15 protein-coding genes and 2 pseudogenes are annotated in these 19,523 nt (G+C 71.4%); 7 read left to right on the top strand and 10 right to left on the bottom strand.

Features of this window, described 5'->3' with window-relative positions; translation table 11 throughout:
- Positions 1 to 10: 10 nt before the first annotated feature.
- The 4 genes and pseudogenes from HEP85_RS25210 to HEP85_RS25195 all read right to left on the bottom strand — a co-directional run bounded on the left by HEP85_RS25210 (position 11) and on the right by HEP85_RS25195 (position 6,617).
- A complete protein-coding gene (locus HEP85_RS25210) occupies positions 11 to 1,240 on the bottom strand; it encodes a glycosyltransferase (protein ID WP_369657831.1) in 1,230 nt (409 codons plus the stop codon).
- A pseudogene (locus tag HEP85_RS25205) lies at positions 1,237 to 2,894 on the bottom strand (ArnT family glycosyltransferase). Before HEP85_RS25205 ends, HEP85_RS25210 begins: the two are co-directional and overlap by 4 nt.
- A gap of 252 nt (positions 2,895 to 3,146) precedes the next feature.
- Positions 3,147 to 4,400, bottom strand: a complete 1,254-nt coding sequence (locus HEP85_RS25200; RefSeq protein ID WP_168529957.1) for a glycosyltransferase — start codon at positions 4,398 to 4,400, stop codon at positions 3,147 to 3,149.
- Between the two features lie 192 nt (positions 4,401 to 4,592).
- On the bottom strand, positions 4,593 to 6,617 hold the full coding sequence (locus tag HEP85_RS25195) for a thioredoxin domain-containing protein (RefSeq protein WP_168529956.1): 2,025 nt from the start codon (positions 6,615 to 6,617) through the stop codon (positions 4,593 to 4,595).
- A 97-nt stretch (positions 6,618 to 6,714) separates the two neighbouring features.
- Between HEP85_RS25195 and HEP85_RS25190 the strand changes: the two are divergent.
- A pseudogene (locus HEP85_RS25190) lies at positions 6,715 to 6,870 on the top strand (Uma2 family endonuclease); the annotation flags it as partial.
- A 179-nt stretch (positions 6,871 to 7,049) separates the two neighbouring features.
- The gene (locus tag HEP85_RS25185) at positions 7,050 to 10,250 is read left to right on the top strand and encodes a tetratricopeptide repeat protein (RefSeq protein ID WP_369657830.1); all 3,201 of its coding nucleotides are present in this window, start codon (positions 7,050 to 7,052) and stop codon (positions 10,248 to 10,250) included.
- Positions 10,251 to 10,639: 389 nt separating this feature from the next.
- Here the strand turns inward: HEP85_RS25185 and HEP85_RS25180 are convergent, their stop codons facing one another.
- Together HEP85_RS25180 and mca are read right to left on the bottom strand one after the other, a co-directional pair.
- Positions 10,640 to 10,900: a hypothetical protein gene (locus HEP85_RS25180; RefSeq protein WP_168529955.1), complete on the bottom strand. Its 261-nt coding sequence runs from the start codon at positions 10,898 to 10,900 to the stop codon at positions 10,640 to 10,642.
- Positions 10,893 to 11,753 (bottom strand): mycothiol conjugate amidase Mca, encoded by an 861-nt coding sequence (gene mca, locus HEP85_RS25175; RefSeq protein WP_168534001.1) that lies wholly within the window; start codon positions 11,751 to 11,753, stop codon positions 10,893 to 10,895. The genes HEP85_RS25180 and mca overlap by 8 nt, the downstream gene beginning before the upstream one ends.
- A 201-nt stretch (positions 11,754 to 11,954) precedes the next feature.
- On the opposite strand from mca, the gene HEP85_RS25170 reads away from it, so the two are divergent.
- Both HEP85_RS25170 and greA read left to right on the top strand, forming a co-directional pair.
- Entirely contained in the window at positions 11,955 to 12,353 is a 399-nt protein-coding gene (locus HEP85_RS25170) for a DUF4307 domain-containing protein (protein ID WP_168529954.1), read from the top strand.
- A 178-nt stretch (positions 12,354 to 12,531) separates the two neighbouring features.
- Positions 12,532 to 13,029, top strand: coding sequence for a transcription elongation factor GreA (gene greA / locus HEP85_RS25165; protein WP_168529953.1), 498 nt, complete (start codon positions 12,532 to 12,534; stop codon positions 13,027 to 13,029).
- A gap of 145 nt (positions 13,030 to 13,174) precedes the next feature.
- Here greA and HEP85_RS25160 read toward each other — a convergent pair whose 3' ends face one another.
- From HEP85_RS25160 to ilvA, 3 genes are all read right to left on the bottom strand, one after another.
- Complete coding sequence (locus tag HEP85_RS25160; RefSeq protein WP_168529952.1) at positions 13,175 to 14,020, bottom strand: ABC transporter permease; 846 nt, start codon at positions 14,018 to 14,020, stop codon at positions 13,175 to 13,177.
- Entirely contained in the window at positions 14,017 to 15,027 is a 1,011-nt protein-coding gene (locus HEP85_RS25155; RefSeq protein ID WP_168529951.1) for an ATP-binding cassette domain-containing protein, read from the bottom strand. The genes HEP85_RS25160 and HEP85_RS25155 overlap by 4 nt, the downstream gene beginning before the upstream one ends.
- Before the next feature lie 261 nt (positions 15,028 to 15,288).
- The gene (gene ilvA, locus HEP85_RS25150; RefSeq protein ID WP_168529950.1) at positions 15,289 to 16,518 is read right to left on the bottom strand and encodes a threonine ammonia-lyase; all 1,230 of its coding nucleotides are present in this window, start codon (positions 16,516 to 16,518) and stop codon (positions 15,289 to 15,291) included.
- Between the two features lie 164 nt (positions 16,519 to 16,682).
- Here ilvA and HEP85_RS25145 point away from each other — a divergent pair, with 164 nt between their 5' ends.
- The 3 genes from HEP85_RS25145 to HEP85_RS25135 all read left to right on the top strand — a co-directional run bounded on the left by HEP85_RS25145 (position 16,683) and on the right by HEP85_RS25135 (position 18,277).
- The gene (locus tag HEP85_RS25145) at positions 16,683 to 17,186 is read left to right on the top strand and encodes a MarR family winged helix-turn-helix transcriptional regulator (protein WP_168533999.1); all 504 of its coding nucleotides are present in this window, start codon (positions 16,683 to 16,685) and stop codon (positions 17,184 to 17,186) included.
- A gap of 348 nt (positions 17,187 to 17,534) precedes the next feature.
- Positions 17,535 to 18,032 (top strand): sigma factor-like helix-turn-helix DNA-binding protein, encoded by a 498-nt coding sequence (locus HEP85_RS25140; protein WP_211118058.1) that lies wholly within the window; start codon positions 17,535 to 17,537, stop codon positions 18,030 to 18,032.
- On the top strand, positions 18,029 to 18,277 hold the full coding sequence (locus tag HEP85_RS25135) for a hypothetical protein (RefSeq protein ID WP_211118057.1): 249 nt from the start codon (positions 18,029 to 18,031) through the stop codon (positions 18,275 to 18,277). Before HEP85_RS25140 ends, HEP85_RS25135 begins: the two co-directional genes overlap by 4 nt.
- A 54-nt stretch (positions 18,278 to 18,331) precedes the next feature.
- Here HEP85_RS25135 and HEP85_RS25130 read toward each other — a convergent pair whose 3' ends face one another.
- Positions 18,332 to 19,486 carry a cystathionine gamma-synthase gene (locus HEP85_RS25130; protein ID WP_168529949.1) on the bottom strand — a complete coding sequence of 385 codons (1,155 nt, stop codon included), beginning with the start codon at positions 19,484 to 19,486 and terminating at the stop codon, positions 18,332 to 18,334.
- Positions 19,487 to 19,523 lie beyond the last annotated feature (37 nt).

Raw genomic sequence — 19,523 nt, 5'->3', positions numbered from 1 at the left:
ATCCCGGACTTCACACGTCTCCCCTTGTTGTGTGGCCGCGGCCGCGGCCGCGGCTCCCGCCGTCGGCCTCGGCCGCACGGCTGCGGCGCGGCAGGTAGACCAGCGCCTCGGTGCCGGCGAAACGCAGGACGAAGGTCGTCACCAGGGCCAGGGCGGTGGCGGACAGCGCGCCCATGCCGAAGTGGCGGACGAACAGGGCGATCAGGGGGATGCGCAGCACCAGGTCGGCGTTGGCGAGCAGGGCGAAGCGGCCCATGCGGTCCCACCGGTTGCGGTGCCTGCGGCGTTCACGGAACAGCAGGTGCTCGATGAGCAGGAAGTTCCAGGCGACGCCGAACTGGTTGGCGAGGATCTCCGCCGGCAGGTAGTGCAGGCCGACGGCGGTGAGCATGTACAGACCGAGCAGGTTGGGCAGGAAGCCCGTGGCGCCGATCAGGCCGAAGACGACCATCCGGGCGACCGGTGAGGCGGTGCGCAACCCGGCCAGATGGCGCAGGAAACGGAAGCCCTCCCGCGCGCTCGACTTGGACTCGCCGGCGAACCGGTCCTGGAAGACGAAGGGCACCTCGGTGACCTGACGGGGGCGGCTGCGTACGGCGAGTTCGAGGAGGATCTTGTAGCCGAGGGGCTGGAGGATGTCGGCGGTGACCGCGCTGCGGCGGATCGCGAAGAAGCCGCTCATCGGGTCGCTGATGCCGCGCAGTCGGCGCGGGAAGAGGGTCTTGGTCAGCCAGGTCGCGCCGCGTGACACGGCGATGCGGTAGCCGCCGGCGAGTCCCGCGCGGCTGCCGCCCTTGATGTAACGGCTGGCGACGACGAGGCCGGCGCCGGACCGCTCGCCGGAGCCCACCAACTCCGGTACCAGGGACGGCGGATGCTGCAGGTCGCCGTCCATGACGACGATCCAGTCGGAGGTCGCCGCCCTCAGTCCCTCGACGACCGCGCCGCCGAGGCCGCCGGTGGGCCGTTCGCGGTGCAGCACGGTCACCGGGAACGGGCAGTCCTGCGCGGCCCGGACGATCACGCCGGGGGTGTCGTCGGTGGAGTCGTCCACGAAGACCACCTCGCAGGGCAGCCGGGCCGGTACCGACTCGGTGATCCTGCGCAGCAGTTCGGGGACGTTGCCGGCCTCGTTGAAGGTCGGTACGACGATGGTGACCGCGCCCGGTTCGGGAACCTCCGCCGTTCCTACCGCCGGATCGCCCAGCTCACCGGGGACCGTGCTCTCGAAGCTGCTCATCGACTGCCTCCGGTGCTCGACGTGGTGGCGCTCGTGGTGATCCGCCGGATCTCGATGCGGTCCTCGCCCGTGCCGAAGGTGGCGACCGGCGTGGAGTGCTCGATGGCCGCGTGGACGTTGGGCAGGTCCACCGCGTCGCGCCGTACGGTCGGGGAGGCGACGATGTAGTCGATGTCCTTCCAGCCGCCCGGCATCGTCCTGGTCACCGCGGGGTCGAGGTCCGCCTTGTAGAACCAGATGACCCCGAGGCCGGGCCGGTAACCGTCGTGCACCAGGTCGAGCCAGAGCGCGTCGTCCACCAGGACCCGGGTGGCCGCCGGGTCCCGCACCTCGGTCTTCAGCCAGGAAGCCGCCGCCCGGTAGGGGGCGTTGGCGTCGGCGGTGACGGCGGTGCGGTCGCCGTCGTACCAGCGCGGCAGGACGAACCCGGCGGCCACCGCCACGAGCGCGGCCGCCGTCACCCGCCGCCCCCAGGTGAGGACGGGTGTCTCCGCGGTGTCGCGCCGCCGGCGCAGCACCGCGTGGAGCACGCTCGCGGTGCCACCGGCGAGGACCAGCGCGAGGAACGGCAGCGCCTGGATGACGTACATCGCGGGCAGATAGCCGCTCGGGCGCAGCGCCACCAGGGCCAGGATCGCGACGGTGAGCGCGGGTCCGGCCAGGGCGCGGGCGGTGACCGACCAGCGCCAGGTGACCAGGAGGAGCAGGGCTCCGGCGAGGCCGCCGAGGGGCAGTACGCGGTCGTAGTAGAGCCAGGAGTGCAGGACGCCGTACGAGCCGGAGCCGGGGTCGAGGACGAAGCCGGAGCCGGGGCGGCTCATCTGGTACGTGATGCCGTCCCAGAGCGAGACATGGCCCGCGCCGGGGAACAACTCGCCCTTGAGCAGGGCGAAGAGCGGATAGGCGAGGCCGATCAGGGCGCAGGCGGTGATGGCTCCGGTGAGCGCGAACTTGCGGGTGTCACGGTGGCCGTGCCGCCACATGGTGACGAGCAGGGCGGGGAGGATGACGAGCATCGTCTCCTTGGTGAGCACGGCGGCCGCGGCAGCGATGCCCGCCCCGAAGTGGTGCCACAGGTGCCGGCTCGGGGACGCGGCGAGGCAGAACGCGAGCAGCGTCCACATGACCGCGATGTTGTCGAGGAAGATCTCGCGCTGGAGCACGACCGACAGCGGCGAGAGGCCGAAGAGGACCATCGCGAGCCCGGCCGCCCAGCGCGGCAGGGAGAGACGGCGCGCGAGGACGTACAGCAGGACGGCACTGGCCGCGCCGACCGCCAGCATCGCCACCCGCATCGGGCCGACGGTCATCAGCGAGGGACTGAGGTGGGCGGGGATCCAGGTCAGGGCGGCTATCTGTATCCAGCCGAGGGGCGGGTGGTCGTACCAGTACGTGTAGTGGGCGAGGCCCTTGCCCTGCTGCACCGCCCAGGCCTGGGCGAGATAGGTGCCCTCGTCGTCGCTGAGGGTCGGGTAGTCGGTGATGTTCCAGCCCTGCACGACGATGACCGCCAGCAGCAGTACACCGCACAGGGCGAGGTCGGCGCGCGAGGTGCGCAGCCGCCGCGGCGGAGGGGGACGGGGACGGTTTCGGGCGTGGAGGGCCGCTGCGCGGGGGCCGTGGACGTGGTCGCCGCGGGAAGAGTGGAGGTCACGCGGAAGGTCCTCTCGGGACTTTCGGGTCATATCGACAGGTTGGGGACGTGCGCGAGCAGGACCCCTGGAACCACGGGCATGCGGAACCGACGCCGGTCCGCCGGACGGATCCCCGGCGGGTCGCTTCGGGTCTTGGCGGGTGGCTTCGGGTCTTGGCGGATCGCTCGGGCCCTGGCAGGTGACTTCCGTTCCTGACAGGTGCTTTCGGGTCTCGGCGGGTCGCTTCGGGTCCGGGCGAGTCGCTCCGGGCCCTAGCGGGCCACTTCGGCCTCCGTGAGGTGCGCGCCGACGTGACTGGTCAACTCCCAGTCGTTCCGGCCCCTTTGCTCACGCCACACGGCCCGGACGGCCGCACCGGCGAGGAGCACCTGATAAAAGGGGCCGCCGACGACGAGCTTGAGGTAGTGCACGAAGCGGACACGGAGTCCGTACTGCTTGCCGAAGTCGTGCAGTCCGACGAGTTCGAAGACGAAGGTGACCAGGGCGGTCACGGCCGGCAGGAAGGTGATGAAGGCGATGCCCACGGGTACGTCGAGGAAGAGCGCGACGGCCACGTTGAGCGGGATGACCACACCGGAGAGCGCCTGCAGATACGGCGTCATGAGCGTGTACCGGGCCAGCAACCGCTGCCCGAAGCCCGGCAGTTGCTGCCAGTCCTTCTTGCGGTAGACCTGCAGGAAGCCCTGGTTCCAGCGGGTGCGCTGCTTGAGCAGCGACATCAGACTGCCGGGGGTCTCCTCCCGGGTGACCATGTCGGAGTCGTAGGCGACGACGACCTTCTTGCCGACGCTGGACAGGCGTACCCCCAGGTCGCAGTCCTCGGCGAGGCAGTCGGGATCCCAGCCGTCGGCCTCCCGCAGCACATCCGTCCGGACGAACACGGTGTTGCCGCCGAGCGGGATGAATCCTTTCTGCGCGTGCAGATGGAGCCGTGAGCGGAACCAGAAGAAGTACTCCAGGCAGTTGCGCAGGCTGTACCAGCTGGAGTTGAAGTTGATGAGCTGGACCCCGCCCTGGACGACGTCGGCACCCGTCGTGCGGAACGCGTGGTCGACGTGGGCGAGCAGCTCCGGATGCACCTGGTCCTCGGCGTCGAAGACCCCCACGACATCACCGCGGCAGTGCGGCAACGCCGTGTTCATGGCCTTCGGCTTGTTCTTCCTTTCGTGCTGGTCGACGACGACCCGCACCCGCGGGTCGCGGGCCGCGGCCTGCCGGGCGACCTCGGTGGTCTCCGGATCGTCGTGTCCGACGATGACGATGATCTCGAAGTCCGTGTGGCTCGACTCCAGCAGCCGCTGGACGGTGTGGTCGAGCACGGCCTGTTCGTGGCGGGCCGGCAGCAGCAGCGAGAAGGCGAGCCGGTCACCGCCGTCCGGTCTGCCGAAGCGGGTGGAAGCCAGCACTTCGGGCGTACGCCACGCGTGCATCTGCCACCACAGGGTGAAGGCGGCCATCCAGAAAAGGGCCAGCGAAACGGCAGCGATGAAGACAGACGTGAGCAACAGATCCCCCCAGATCCCCAAATCCCCCAGGCGCGACGGTGTGTCACATCCGCCGCGTCACCGAGCAGAGACTATGGGTGATCTGTGAAGCCCACAGGTTGTTCCGGTGAAGAGCACGTTTCATCACTCTGGGAGGAATTGCTGAACAAATCGAACACTGGTCGCGTTTGAGCCGGTTGGGGACCAGCCGTTTCAGCCGCTCAGAGCCGTGCGGAGACGGTCGGGATCGGTCGTCGGAGCGTCACAGGTGAAGTTACGGCAGACGTACGCGGCCGGTTCCCCGTCCACCAATGGGCGGTCGGCGAGCAGCGGCAGCTCGTCACTCCCCGCGGCGCCCACGGCGACGACGGCACCCGGCGCGGTGCCCAGCAGCGCCGTCCGGTGCAGCGCCCGGGTCATGGCGTCACCGGCCGGTCCCACGACCGCGACCTCGCGCGGCCCGTCGAGCAGTGCCTCCGCGACCGCCAGCCCCCAGCCGACGAAGCGGGGAGCACGCGGCCCGAGCGCCTTCACGACACCCAACGCCCGCTCGGCGGCGGCGCGATGAGGCTCGGAACCGGTGTGCGCGGCGTACGACAGCAGGGCGCCGGCCGCCGCGCTCCAGCCGGAGGGCGTGGCGTTGTCCGTCGGGTCCTGGGGGCGGCGGATGAGCTGCTCCGCGTCGGCCGCGGTGTCGTACAGGCCGCCCGACTCCGGGTCGGTGAACTGCGCGAGCACATGGTCGAGGAGGAACCCGGCGAATTCCAGCCAGACGCCCTCACCGGTCACGGAGGCCAGCGCGAGGAAGCCCTCGGCGACGTCGGCGTAGTCCTCCAGCACCCCCGCGTTCGCGCCCGCACGGCCGTCCCGGCTGGTACGGGCCAGCCGCGCCCGGTCGTCCATGTGCAGACGGACGAGGAGATCGGCGGCGCCGATCGCGGCGTCCACCAGGTCCGGGCGGTCGAAGTACGCGCCGGTCTCCGCGAGCGCGGCGACGGCCAGCCCGTTCCACGCGGCGACGACCTTGTCGTCACGGCCGGGCGCCGGGCGGTCCGACCGGGCGGCCAGCAGCAGCCGGCGCATACCGGCCACCTTCTCGCCGTCGAACACCCCTTCCTGCTGCGGGAGTTGCAGCACGGAGGACCCCTCCTCGAAAGTGCCCTCCGCGGTCACCCCGAAGTACTCGGCGGCGAGTTCGGCGTCGTCCCCCAGGACCTCGCGGAGCTGCTCGGGCGTCCACACGTAATACGCGCCCTCGACGTGCCGGCCGCTCCCGTCGTCGCTGTCGGCGTCGAGCGCGGAGGCGAAACCGCCCTCGGCGGTACGCAGTTCACGCACCATGAAGTCGGCGGTCTCCAGGGCGATCCGGCGGGCCAGCTCGGAGCCGGTTGCACGCCAGAGGTGCGCGTAGACGCGGCACAGCAGCGCGTTGTCGTACAGCATCTTCTCGAAGTGGGGGACCACCCACTCACGGTCGACGGAGTACCGGGCGAACCCTCCCCCGAGCTGGTCGTAGATGCCGCCGCGCGCCATCCGTTCACAGGTGTCCCGCGCCATCTGGAGGGCGCCCTCGGAGCCGGTGCGGGCGTGGTGGCGGAGCAGGAACTCCACGACCATGGACGGCGGGAACTTGGGCGCACCGCCGAAGCCGCCGCGGCTCGCGTCGTACTCCCGGGTGAGCCCGAGCAGGGCTCCGGCCAGCTCCTCCTCGCCGGGCACTTGGTCGTCCCCGAAGCTCATCTCACGCCCGGCGAGGTCCCGCGCGATCTTCTCCGCGACCTCGGCGACCTCTTCGCGCCGCTCGGTCCAGGCGCCGTGCACGCCCTCCAGGATCTGCCGGAAGCCGGGCATGCCGTGGCGGGGAGCGGGCGGGAAGTACGTTCCGAAGTAGAAGGGCTCGGCCTCGGGCGTCAGGAAGACGGTCATGGGCCAGCCGCCCTGGCCGGTGGCCGCCTGCACGGCCTCCATGTAGACCGCGTCGACGTCCGGGCGCTCCTCGCGGTCCACCTTGACGCTCACGAAGTGCTCGTTCAGATACGCGGCCGTCGTCTCGTCCTCGAAGGACTCGTGTGCCATGACGTGGCACCAGTGACATGCCGAGTAGCCGACCGACAGCAGAACGGGTACGTCACGCCGCCGCGCTTCCTCGAAAGCCTCCGGCGTCCAGGGCCACCAGTCGACCGGATTGTCAGCGTGCTGAAGGAGATAAGGCGAGGTCACACCAGCCAACCGGTTCATACGGCCCAGCCTCTCACAACGCCCGTCCCTGTCGTGGGGACCGCACGGGCTCCGCCTCGCCCGGCCGCGCCGGAATGGAGAAGGGGTCGCCGTCCTCTACTGGCGTATCGGACAGGCCGCCACCGGTGTCCCGATCGTCTACACCTACGTTCTCGACCCGGCCACCACGGCCTACGGGGACGGCGAGATGTTCACCGGCGTGATCAAGGCCGCCGCGCCCTTCTCCGTCACCCTGGACCTGGGAACCGTCTGACAGCGCTGGAGGACTGGAAGATCGGCACGCTTCCGCTCTCCCCCGCCCGTCCGGCACGGCGGAGAAGCGCCACGTCACCGGGCGCGTCCCACTCTCCGGTGATCGCCGCCCTCTCGCGCTCACGGCTCCTACCAACGACACTGGGCCGCAAAGGAGTTGCCGCCGGAGGGGGACGTGACATGCGGGACAGCCACCGGGCGGAGGCCGAGCGGCTGCTGGCCCGGGCCGTCGAGGAAGAGGTACGGCGCTCGGGCGGACGTACGGACGGGACCGTGCTCCTGTCACGGGCCCGCGCCGAGCTCGACACCCTGGGCCGGGCCGCCGCCGAGGAGTACGGGGCCTACACCCGCGCCCTCGACGCGGCGGACGCCGGCCGGCTGACGTTCGCACAGCGTTACGCCCGGGAGGGCGCCGGAACTCCGCTGCTGGTGGCGGCCGTTGCCGCGGTCGCGGCCTGCGCGGCGGACCTGGCGATGGGCACCGGCGCGGGCACCGCGGTCGGCGCGGGAGCGACGGTCGCGGTGGCGGCCGCGGCGGCCACCGTGCTCAAGGTGACGGCCGCCCACGTGCCGGCCGCGAGCCGCCGGGCCGGAGCGCTGGGCCGGCCCGGCGGTCCCGAGCAACTGCGCCTGCAGTGGCTGACCGCCCTGGACGTCCGCGGCATCCGCCCCTTCCTCGACCAGCAGCGGGTGGTCAGCGCCTCCGCGGGCGCCAAACAGGGTGCGCCGCAACTGCGCCGCACGGACAAGAGCGCGGCCGCACGCCGGCGCAGCGTGCTGGAGCAGTCGTTCGGGCAACTGCCCGAGCCGGCCGGTCCGTTCGCGGGGCGCCGGACCGAGTTGGCGCGGGTCGCCCAGTGGGTGCACGCGGCACGCGCCGGCACGGAGTCGAAACCGACGGTGGTGGTACTGCACGGCGTGCCCGGCTCCGGCCGCAGCACCCTCGCGATCCGGGCGGCGCACAGCCTGCGGGACCAGTTCCGGGGCGCGTGCGTGGTCGACCTGCGCGGCGACAGCACCGAGGAGGCGCCCCTGACCACCCGCGACGCCCTCCTCCACCTCCTCAACCGGCTCGGCGCACCCCGCGAGCAGCTCCTCTTCCGTGAGCGTTCCTCACCGGACCAGCAGGTCAGACGCCTCAGCGAGCTGTACCACCAGCATCTGACGGGCCTGCCGGTCACGATCGTGCTCGACGACGCCTCCGACGCCGAACAGGTGCGCGCCCTGGTCCCGGAACGCTCGGAGAGCCTGGTCCTGGTCACCTCCCGCACCGCACTCGACCTGCCCGCCGACCTCCCCGCCTGGGTGCACCACCTCCCCGTCGAGGCGCTCGACGCGGCGGGCGCCGAGGAACTGCTGAACGCGGCGTCCCAGGACGCGTCGGACCCGTACGACGCCGAGGCCTCCGACCAGGTGCGGGAGCTGTGCGGCGGTCTCCCGCTGGCGCTGCGCCTCGCGGGCTCCTCGCTCGGCCCCCGCACCTCGCGCGGGCTGGCCGCCGACCTCGGGGCGTACGGTCCCGTGGAGCCGGTCGAGCGGGCCCTGTGGCTGCGCTACACGGACCAGACCGACGCGGCACGGCGGCTGCTGCGCCGCCTCGCGCTGGCCGGCCGGGCCTCGCTGGGCAACGCGGCGGCGGCGTCCCTGCTGGCGACGGACGAACCGGAAGCCACCCGGCACCTGACGGCACTGGCGCGGGCGGGCCTGATCGACCATGTCCGCGGCAGCCGCTACCGTCTGCACGACCTCGTCCGGGCCTTCGCCCGGGCGCGGCTGCTGGACGAGGAGGAACCCTCCGAGCGGACGGCCGCGCAGGAACGCCTGATCGTGAACTACGCCGAGCTGGCGGACTCCGTGATCCGGCTGGTCGACGGCAAGACGTCCACCCGGGCCGACCAGTTCGGCCCGCACGGGTTCACCTCCCTCGACGCGGCCCTGCGCTGGCTGGACGACGAGTCGAGCTTCATCACGGCGGCGCTGCGGCACGCGGAGGGCGTGGACCAGGCGGCCGTACTGCATCTTCTGGGCGCCCTGTGCGACTACTGCCTGCTGCGCGGCGACCTCTACCGCCTGGGCGAGATCAGCGAACTGACGCAGGCGGTCGACCAGGGGCTGCTGGTCCGCTCGGTCCAGTGGCGCACCGGCATCGCGGCCCGCCAGCTCGGCGAACTGGACAAGGCCCACACCACCCTGTCGTCCGTGGTGAACCTCTACTTCGAGGCGCACCACGACGCGGGCGCCGCCCGCGCCCTGTGCTCGCTCGGCATCACCCTGCACCACCAGGGCAACCTCACCGAAGCCGCGGCCAGACTCCAGGAGGCCATGGACCTGCAGGTCTCCCCCGACCTCGCGGCGGACCGCGCCTGGACCATGCACGCACTGGCCGCGGTGGAACGCGACCGCGGCCGGATCGCGACGGCCCTGACCCTGCTCACCGAAGCCCTGGTCCTGCACCGCGAAGGCGAGTCCGTGCACGGCGAGGCCTGGGCCCACTTCCAGCTCGGCCAGCTGGGCCTGCGCATGGGCGACGTACCGCGCGCGGAGCGGGAATTGCGCGAGGCCCTCGATCTGTACGGACGTACCCGCGACGCCCGCGGCGAGGCCTGGGCGCTGACCCAGCTGGCCCGCGCCCGCCTCGTCGACGGCGACGCGTCCACCGCGGTCACGGGCCTGCGCCAGGCGGCCTCCCGGCACCGGGAGAACGAGGACGCGCGCGGGGAGGCCTGGACGGTGTACTACCTGGGCCAGGCGCTGGAGGAGACCGGCGACCTGGACCGGGCGGTCCGTGAACTGGAGCGCTCCCGCTCGATGTTCTCCCGGATGCGGGACGTCTACGGGCTCGCGTGCGCGCGCCACCACTCGGCCCGCGTCACCCGCGACCAGCGCGCCGCCCAGACCGGCTCACTGCGCAACTCGGGCTTCGCCCGCCAGCTGCTGGTGGACGCGCGGGCCGACTTCCACCGCATCGGCGTGGCGCACGGCGAGGCGTGGACGTGCCTGGAGCTGGCGGTGGTCGACGCCGGCAACGCCCGTACGCCACAGGCCCTCGCGCTGTGCGACGAGGCGGCCGGCCTCTTCGCCTCCTACGGCGACCGGCGGGGCGAGGACTGGGCGAGGTTCCTGAGGTGCACGCTGCTGCCGTACGCGTCCGCGGGCGGCCTGGAAGTGGGCAGCGCCGTCGCCCTGGAGGAACTGGCCCAGCTCGCCCGCTCCGGCCACCCCTCCCGCGACGGAAAGCTCGACGACTACGTCGAGGCGTACCAGCTCCTGCTGGAACGGGGGGCCGACCTGGACGCGGGATGGCAGGCCTGGCGCCTGCGGATGGTGCCCGGTAGGCACGCCCGGGAGGTCATGGGGGTGGCGGTCGGGCGGGTCCCGTAGGGCCGGGGGCCGATCGGGGAGAAGCGCGGGGCACGGGTGATCGTCTCAGCGACGGCACCGCGTGGGCAGCGGCGCCCGACGAGGCCGCCTTGCCGAACGACAGGCGGAAAGGGGTGCCGGGACCGACACCGCGTCCGTGACCGCGCCCGCGTCGGTGACTGCGCCCGCGTCCGTTCCCGGGACCGGGCGACCGGTCGGTGGCCGTGTGCGTGCGACGCGGCGGGACCGAGCGCCGTATCCGTACGGCGGCCCCGGCCGTCGCCCCGTCGGTGTCCACGCGTGCGGACGTCCTTGTCCGCGGGAGCGGCCGCGCGGGTGCGCATCCCGGCCTTCCGTGGCCGGAGTACGCCCCTGCGCTGCCGTCCCTGCGGACCACTCGCTACGGGTGCTCAGCCCTTCGCGGGGGAGGCCTTCCCGCCCACCGGGCCGCCGGTCCCCTTGCCGGTGGCCGCGGTGTCCTTGGCCGCGTCCTCCTCGAAGGTGACCTTGCCCAGTCGGCGGTTCATGGACTTCATCAGACCCCACACGGCCAGGGCCATCACCGCGAAGACGATGAAGCCGAGGACGCCGGGGGTGACCTTGTTCTCGTCGACCTCCTTGGCGAGGGGGACGAGGTGCGTCAGTGCCAGGCTTGCGCTCATGTCAGGCATTGTCGCGGATGCCCGCAAAGAGGTCGTCCTCGGGGAGGGAGGTATCGACGAGGGACGTCGCGAGCTCGTACTCCTCGGTCGGCCAGACCTCCTTCTGGATCTCCATGGGGACCTTGAACCAGCCGCCGTCGGGGTCGATCTGGGTGGCGTGCGCGATCAGCGCCTTGTCCCGGATCTCGAAGAACTCGGCACACGGAACATGCGTGGTCAGCGTGCGCTCGGTGCGCTCGAACTCGCTCCAGCGCTTCAGCCAGTCCGCGTACGGCGACTCCAGGCCACGGTCCAGCAGCGCGTGGTGCAGCGCCTCGGTGCGCGGGCGGTTGAAGCCCTGGTTGTAGTAGAGCTTCCGCGGCTGGAAGGCCGGGCCGTACTCGGACTCCGGGTACTTCTCGGTGTCCGCCGCGCCCTCGAACGCCACCATCGAGATCTTGTGCGTCATGATGTGGTCGGGGTGCGGGTAACCGCCGTTCTCGTCGTAGGTGGTGATCACCTGGGGACGGAAGGCGCGGATCTGCTTGACGAGCTCACCGGCCGCCTTGTCCACGTCCTCGAGCGCGAAACAGCCCTCGGGCAGCGGCGGCAGCGGGTCGCCCTCGGGCAGGCCCGAGTCGACGAAGCCGAGCCACTCCTGCTTGACGCCGAGGATCTCGCGGGCCTCGTCCATCTCCTTCTTGCGTACCTCGTGGATGTGCTCCTCGATGTACGTGTCGCCCTGGAGCTTGGGGTTGAGGATGGAGCCGCGCTCCCCGCCCGTGCAGGTCACGACCAGCACGTCCACCCCCTCGGACACGTACTTCGCCATGGTGGCCGCGCCCTTGCTCGACTCGTCGTCGGGGTGGGCGTGCACGGCCATCAGTCGCAGCTGGTCAGTCAAGACTCAATCCTCGGTCAGTCGGCTGTCGCCTGGGTCGGCTGTCGGCGCCCGGCGTGAATCAGCGCGATGGGCGGCTTCTATAGTGACGGAATCGGGGGGCGAATAATTCCGGGGCCCGGTCCCCGGGCCCTCCCAGGACCTCGGCCATGCCCCGGTCCCGGCCCTGCCGAGAGGACGATCATGAGTACGGCGCGCACGCAGCTGCCCGAGGGCCGGTACGGCCGCTCCGCGGACGAGCGGGCCGACCGGAAACTCCGGATCCTCGGCAGCGTGCTGGGGGTCGCCCTGCTCGCCCTGATCGGCTGGTTCGCGTACTACTACGTCGGCGAGAACAAGATCAGCGCCCAGGTGATCACCTTCGACGCCTCGGCCGACTCGGTCCAGGTGCACCTGGAGGTGCACAAGGACGCGAAGGCTCACGGCTACTGCACCCTCCGCTCGCAGAGCGCCGACGGCGCGGAGGTGGGCCGCGCGGACTTCCGCTTCGATCAGGACGCCTCCCGTATCGACAAGGTCGTCACGCTCCGTACGACCTCCCGCGGCAGCACGGCGGAGCTCCTCGGCTGCCACGCCGGCTGACATCGCCGGTCAGCTCAGCCGCGATACCGGCCCTGACCTGGCTTGACGTAATTCTGATGTCTTATGTCCTCCCCCTTGAGCCGCTGAATTGTTAGGCTCGTGGTTTCGCCCACCCGTGAAAGAACATGCTTCTGGGTAGGGCGATGCTTTGTATTCCCAGTACCTACGAGGAGCACCTGTGACCCAGACCAGCGAGAACGTCACCTGGCTGACCCAGGAGGCGTACAACCAGCTCAGGGCCGAGCTGGAGTACCTGTCTGGTCCCGCGCGCACGGAGATCGCCGGCAAGATCGCGGCCGCGCGCGAGGAGGGCGACCTGCGGGAGAACGGCGGGTACCACGCGGCCAAGGAAGAGCAGGGCAAGCAGGAGCTCCGTGTGCGCCAGCTGACCCAGCTCCTGGAGAACGCCAAGGTGGGCGAGGCCCCCGCGGCGGACGGTGTGGTCGCCCCCGGCATGGTCGTCACGATCGCCTTCGACGGTGACGAGGACGACACGCTGGACTTCCTGCTCGCCTCGCGGGAGTACGCCAGCGCCGAGATCGAGACGTACTCGCCGCAGTCCCCCCTGGGCTCCGGCGTGAACGGCAAGAAGGTCGGCGAGGACGCCCAGTACGAGCTGCCGAACGGCAAGCTCGCCTCGGTGAAGATCCTCAAGGCCGTGCCCTACCAGGGCTGAGCTCCCCCACCGGGCACGGCCGAACTCCGGTCCCGGAACCTTTGCTCCGACGGTGCCCCCGGCCCTTGCCGGGGGCACCGCCATGTCCGGGCCCCTGTCACCGGGGCCCGGTCCGCCGACCCGGTTCGCCGGTCCGCCGGTCCGGTCACGCCGTGGCGGACCGGTACTTGCGTACCGCCAGCGTCCGGAAGACCAGGATGATCAGGACCGAGTAGATCAACGAGGCCCAGACGGGATGCTGCATGGGCCAGGCGTCCGACGGGGACAGCCCCGGATTCCCGAAGAGCTGGCGGCATGCCTGCACCGTGGCGCTGAACGGGTTCCAGTCGGCGACATGGCGGAGCCAGGGGGTCATCCTGCTGGAGTCCACGAACGCGTTCGAGACGAACGTGATCGGGAAGAGCCAGATGAGCCCGCCGGACGTGGCCGCCTCGGGGGTGCGTACGGAGAGGCCGATGAGCGCGCCGATCCAGGTGAACGCGTACCCGGTCAGGAGCAGCAGGGCGAAGGCGCCGAGCACCTCCCCGACGTTGGTGTGGGTGCGCCAGCCGACCAGCAGGGCGACGACGGCGAGCACGAACAGGGTGAGGGCCGTCTGCACCAGGTCGGCGAGCGTACGGCCGGTCAGGACCGCGCCGCGCGCCATCGGCAGCGAACGGAACCGGTCGATGAGGCCCTTGTGCATGTCGTCGGCGATGCCCGCGCCGGCGCCCGCGGTGGCGAAGGTGACGGTCTGCGCGAAGATGCCCGCCATCAGGAACTCGCGGTAGGTGGACGGGTCCGTGCTGCCGCCGATGTTCATGGAGCCGCCGAACACGTACGAGAACAGCACCACGAACATGATCGGCTGGATGAGCCCGAAGATCAGCATCTCGGGGATCCGGGACATGCGGATGAGGTTGCGCTGGGCGATGACCAGGGAGTCGCGCACGGACTGGCCGAGGATTCCCTTGGGGACCGCCACGGGGGCTGCGTCTGTCACGGCACTCACTTCACGGACTCCTTCTTCGCCTTGCGAGCCTTCGCGTCCGCGGCCTCGTCGTGCTCCTCTTCCTTCACCTCGGCCACATGGCCGGTGAGGGAGAGGAAGACGTCGTCGAGCGTGGGCCGGCGCAGGCCGATGTCGTCGATCTCGATACCGCGGGTGTCCAGCTCGCGGATGACCTCCGCGAGGAGCTTCGCGCCACCGGTGACGGGGACGGTGAGCTTGCGGGTGTGCTCCTCGACGGTGCTCTCGCCCTTGCCGAAGCCGCGCAGCACCCCGGCGGCGGTCGCCATGTGCTCGCGCTCGTGCACGACGACCTCGACGCGCTCGCCGCCGGTCCGCGCCTTGAGCTCGTCGGCGGTGCCGCGCGCGATGACACGGCCCTGGTCGACCACGCAGATGTCGTGCGCGAGGTGGTCGGCCTCCTCCAGGTACTGGGTGGTCAGCAGGAGCGTCGTGCCGCCGGAGACGAGCTGCTTGATGACCTCCCACAGCTGCTGGCGGTTGCGCGGGTCGAGGCCCGTCGTCGGCTCGTCCATGAACATCACGGGCGGCGAGACGACCAGCGCGGCGGCCAGGTCGAGCCGGCGGCGCATTCCGCCCGAGTAGGTCTTCGCGGGGCGGTCTGCCGCGTCCGTCAGATGGAACTGGTCGAGCAGCTCGACGGCTCGCTGCTTCGCGGCCTTCGACCTCATCTGGTAGAGCCTGCCGACCATCTGGAGGTTCTCGCGGCCGGTCAGGTACTCGTCGACCGCGGCGAACTGTCCGGACAGGCCGACCCTGCGGCGTACCTCGTCGGGGTGTTTGAGCACGTCGACACCGGCGACGATCACCCTTCCGCTGTCGGGTCGCAGCAGGGTCGTCAGGCAGCGGACGGCGGTGGTCTTGCCCGCGCCGTTCGGCCCCAGGAGGCCCAGGACGGTGCCCTCGGGTACATCGAGGTCGACGCCGTCCAGAGCCTTTACGTCACCGAAGGTCTTGACCAGACCCTCGGCGTAGATGGCGCCTGGCATGTGAGTTCTCCACCTCTTTGGGGATTTTCACGCTCTTTGGGGTTTTTCACGCTGAGTTCAGGTGATTTCTGGTGAGATCCAGCGAGAGCTTGTGCGCTCTTGTCGCTTCCGCTGATTCGTCCGCGCAGGTGTGTGACCGCTCCGCACCGTCGCGCAGGGCGGGCGGAAGACACACCGTAACGCGATGTATCGCGTTGCTCAACAGTTTTTTCCGTGGGGCGACGAGAGGATGTCCGATCCGACCCGGACCTGCCTTCGGCCTCAGTCGATGACCGTGTAGCCCGCCTCGCGCAGGGCGCGGCCGACCTCGGCGCAGTGCTCCGGACCCTTCGTCTCCAGGTGCAGCTCGACCTCCACCTCCGTGAGTCCGAGCCGGGGATCGGTTCGCACGTGGCTCACGTCGAGGACGTTAGCGTCCGCCACTGACAACACCCCGAGAAGTGTGGCGAGGGCTCCGGGACGGTCCGTCAGCCGCAGCGTGACCGCCAGGTAGCGGCCGCTCGCCGCCATGCCGTGCCGCAGGATGCGCTGCATCAGCAGCGGGTCCACGTTGCCGCCGGACAGCAGCGCGACGACCGGTCCCTCGAAGGTGTCCGGCTCCTGCAGCAGCGCCGCCACAGGGCTCGCGCCGGCCGGTTCGACGACCAGCTTCGCCCGCTCCAGACAGAGCAGCAGCGCGCTGGAGAGGCTGTTCTCGGAGACGGTGCGCACCTCGTCCACGAGGTCACGGATGATCTCGAACGGAACGTCTCCCGGCCGTCCGACCTTGATGCCGTCGGCCATCGTCGCCGGGTTCGCGACCGGCACCGGCCGACCGGCCGCCAGCGAGAGCGGGTACGCCGCGGCGCCCGCCGCCTGCACACCGACGATCCGCACATCGGGGCGGATCGACTTCACCGCGACCGCGACACCAGCGGCCAGCCCGCCGCCGCCGATCCCGACGACGATGGTGCGCACCTCCGGGCACTGCTCCAGGATCTCCAGTCCCACGGTGCCCTGGCCCGCGATGATGTCGGGGTGGTCGAAGGGGTGGATGAACACCGCTCCCGTGGCGGCCGCGTACTCCTGGGCGGCGGCCAGCGTCTCGTCGACCACCTGACCGTGCAGCCTCACCTCCGCGCCGTAGTCGCGGGTGGCCGCGACCTTCGGCAGCGGGGCCCCGGTCGGCATGAAGACCGTCGAACGCACGCCCAGCAGCGAGGACGCGAGGGCCACCCCCTGCGCGTGGTTCCCGGCGCTCGCCGCGACCACACCGGCCGCGCGCTCCTCCGGCAGGAGCCCCGCGATCCGCACGTACGCGCCACGCAGTTTGAACGAACCGGTGCGCTGGAGGTTCTCGCACTTGAGGTGCACGGGGGCGCCGACCAGCTGGGACAGGTACCTGCTGCCCTCCATCGCCGTCATCCGCGCCACGCCCGACAGCATCTTCTGGGCGCCGCGTACGTCGTCCGACGTCACCCTGGGCAAGGAGTCAGCCGTGCTGTAGCTCATGACCACCAGTCTCGCAGTTCACGCATGGGGGCTCCTTGTGTGACCACCCTCCGAGACTGGTTTCCGCAGCGCCGGTACGACCCGCCTCCCGGCCGCGTACCCTGTCCCCCAACCCAGCTCCCCACGCATGAATTGAGCCCCCGGCCATGCCCACAACACCAGAGATGTCGATGGACATGACGACCGTCGGTGACACCGGTCTTCTCGAAACGCTGCAGCACGAGGTCGCGGTGTTCGCGCGCCGTGCCGAACAGACCCGGCTCGGCGGGGTGGGGCAGGTGCGCAACTCCATGGACCGCGCCGCGTACCTGCTGCTCAACCGCCTCGACAAGGAGGGCCCGATGGGCGTCAAGGCGCTCGCCGCGAGCATGGGCATCGACTCCTCGACGGTCACCCGGCAGGTGGCGCCGCTGGTCGACACCGGCCTCGTCAAGCGCACCTCGCACCCGGAGGACGGTCGCGCCGTGGTGCTCCAGCTGTCGCCGCGCGGGCACGCCCGCCTCGAGGAAGTGCGCTCCTCCAGGCGTCAGTTGATGGCCGAACTGACGGACGACTGGGAGCCGCAGGAGCGCGAGGTCTTCTGCGCGCTCCTCATGCGCTTCAATGGCGCGCTCTCGGCCCGGATGGCGACCACGGGAGTCGCGTCGCCGGACCGGCCGACGTCCTGACGCCCGCCCCTCACCCGCCGCCTCCCCCTGGGCGTCCCCTTCCACGGCTTCCACGGCTTCCCCGGCTTCCCCGGCTCCCCCTGCTCCCCCGGCATCCGCGCCTCGTCCCGGCCTCCCGGGACTCCGCGAACCTCCCGGAGTCGCGCCGGCACCCGGAGTCCCGTGCCCGCGCCGCCACCACACACGCGGGCCGCGCGCCGGGCACGCGCGCGTGATGTGCGCCGGGCTCTTGACCGGAAGGCCACGTCTGGCCTCATATGAGACCGGGCTCCTGTCGCACACGGTGCGGGCTGTCGTACGCGGCCGGAGCCACGTTCCCCTCAGGGTCGCCCTCGGGCGGGAGGCGTGTTGCGAGAACGGCGAGCGTCCCAAGGCGCCCGCCGGGCCCGGGAGTTCGAGGCATTCGTCACGGGCGCGGCAGGGCGGCTGCTGCATGCCGCCACGCTGCTCACGGCGGAACCTCCGGAGGCCAACCCCCGCGCGCGGCGCCTGCTGACGCTGGCGCTGGCGCACACGTACGCCTCCTGGGACCGGCTGCGGGGCGAGGACCCGTACGACCGGGCCCGCCAGCACCTCGCCGTGCGCTTCGCACGCGGCGCCTGGTACCAGTACGGAGGCTTCGGGCGGACCCGCCCCGCCCCCGGCGGGGCCCTGGCGCGGCTGACACCCCAGGAACGGCTGATCCTGGTCCTCAGGCTGTACGAGGGTGTCGCCGAGGAACAGGCGGCGGCCCTGCTCGGGCTGCCCACGGACCGCGTCAGAGCGGTCTGCGCCCGCGCGACGGCGACCCTGCTCCACCCGCCGCGCGGGCCGGCCCCGGTGGTGGTGGAGGTGGCGCCCTCATGACCCTGCACGAGCGGGAGACGGCCGTACGGCGGCTGCTGGAGCGAACGCCGCCCAGGGTGCCGCCCGATCTGTACACGGAGGCCGTGCGCCTCGGGAGTCGCATGCTGCGCCGCAGAACGCTGGCGCGGCGCCTGATGTGGCTGCTGCTGTTCGCGGCGACCGTGGCCTTCGTCGTCTGGGCGGCGACCGCCCGGCCCTGGGTGGAGCCGCCGTCCCAGACGACCCCACCGCTGACGGACTGGTGACCGGCGCGGGACGGACGGTGATCCGGCCGTCCCCCGCGGTTGACCGCCGGGCTCCTAGCCGAGGGCCTGCTGCAGGTCCTGGAGCAGGTCGTCGACGTTCTCGATGCCCACGGAGAGCCGGACGAGGTCGCCCGGTACCTCCAGGGCCGAGCCCACTACGGACGCGTGCGTCATACGCCCCGGGTGCTCGATCAGGGATTCGACGCCGCCCAGGGACTCGCCGAGCGTGAACACCTTGGCGCGGTTGCAGACCTCGACCGCCGCCTCCTCGCCGCCCTCGACCTGGAAGGAGACCATGCCGCCGAACGCCCGCATCTGCTTGGCGGCGACCTCGTGACCGGGGTGGTCCGGCAGGCCCGGGTACAGCACCCGCGTCACGCGCGCGTGCCGGGTGAGCATGTCGGCGACCTTCGTGGCGTTCTCGCTGTGCCGGTCCATGCGCACCGAGAGCGTCTTGGCGCCGCGCAGCACCAGCCAGGAGTCGAAGGGCCCGGCGACCGCGCCCATCGCGTTCTGGTGGTACGCCAGCTCCTCGCCGAGTTCCTGGTCGCCGGTGATCAGCGCGCCGCCGACGACGTCCGAGTGGCCGCCCATGTACTTGGTGAGGGAGTGCACGACGACGTCCGCGCCGAGCGCGAGCGGCTGCTGGAGGTAAGGGGTGGCGAAGGTGTTGTCGACGACGAGCCGGGCGCCCGCCTCGCGCGCGATCTGCGCCACCGCGGTGATGTCGGTGATGCCGAGGAGGGGGTTGGAGGGGGTCTCGACCCAGATCGCCTTGGTCTTCGGGGTGAGGGCGGCCCGTACGGAGTCGGGGTCGCTGGTGTCCGCCACGGACCACTCCACGCCCCAGCGCGAGACGACCTTCGCGAAGAGGCGGAACGTACCGCCGTAGGCGTCGTTGGGGATCACGACGTGGTCGCCGGGGCTGAGCAGCGTACGCAACAGGCAGTCCTCGGCCGCCAGTCCGGACGCGAACGCGAGGCCGCGGCGACCGCCCTCCAGGGCGGCGAGGTTCTCTTCCAGGGCGGTCCTGGTGGGGTTGGCGCTGCGGCTGTACTCGTAGCCGCCGCGCAGCCCGCCGACGCCGTCCTGCTTGTAGGTCGAGACCTGGTAGATCGGCGGGACGACCGCGCCGGTCAGGGGATCGGCGGTGTTGCCCGCGTGGATCGCGAGGGTCTCGAAGTGCTGACTGATGTGCCTGTCGCTCATGGGTCCCGAGCGTAGTGCGCCCGCGGGACTGGTGAGG

The sequence above is a fragment of the Streptomyces sp. RPA4-2 genome (assembly GCF_012273515.2).
GTDB lineage: Bacteria > Actinomycetota > Actinomycetes > Streptomycetales > Streptomycetaceae > Streptomyces > Streptomyces kaempferi.
This window is presented reverse-complemented; position numbering and strand designations above follow the sequence as displayed.

Bases quoted from the DNA above. Each gene is read 5' to 3' on its own strand.
- HEP85_RS25210 (WP_369657831.1), bottom strand. From the start codon at position 1,240: ATGAGCAGCTTCGAGAGCACGGTCCCCGGTGAGCTGGGCGATCCGGCG.
- HEP85_RS25195 (WP_168529956.1), bottom strand. From the start codon at position 6,617: ATGAACCGGTTGGCTGGTGTGACCTCGCCTTATCTCCTTCAGCACGCT.
- HEP85_RS25185 (WP_369657830.1), top strand. From the start codon at position 7,050: ATGCGGGACAGCCACCGGGCGGAGGCCGAGCGGCTGCTGGCCCGGGCC.
- HEP85_RS25180 (WP_168529955.1), bottom strand. From the start codon at position 10,900: ATGCCTGACATGAGCGCAAGCCTGGCACTGACGCACCTCGTCCCCCTC.
- mca (WP_168534001.1), bottom strand. From the start codon at position 11,753: ATGGCCGTGCACGCCCACCCCGACGACGAGTCGAGCAAGGGCGCGGCC.
- HEP85_RS25170 (WP_168529954.1), top strand. From the start codon at position 11,955: ATGAGTACGGCGCGCACGCAGCTGCCCGAGGGCCGGTACGGCCGCTCC.
- HEP85_RS25155 (WP_168529951.1), bottom strand. From the start codon at position 15,027: ATGCCAGGCGCCATCTACGCCGAGGGTCTGGTCAAGACCTTCGGTGAC.
- ilvA (WP_168529950.1), bottom strand. From the start codon at position 16,518: ATGAGCTACAGCACGGCTGACTCCTTGCCCAGGGTGACGTCGGACGAC.
- HEP85_RS25145 (WP_168533999.1), top strand. From the start codon at position 16,683: ATGTCGATGGACATGACGACCGTCGGTGACACCGGTCTTCTCGAAACG.
- HEP85_RS25135 (WP_211118057.1), top strand. From the start codon at position 18,029: ATGACCCTGCACGAGCGGGAGACGGCCGTACGGCGGCTGCTGGAGCGA.
- HEP85_RS25130 (WP_168529949.1), bottom strand. From the start codon at position 19,486: ATGAGCGACAGGCACATCAGTCAGCACTTCGAGACCCTCGCGATCCAC.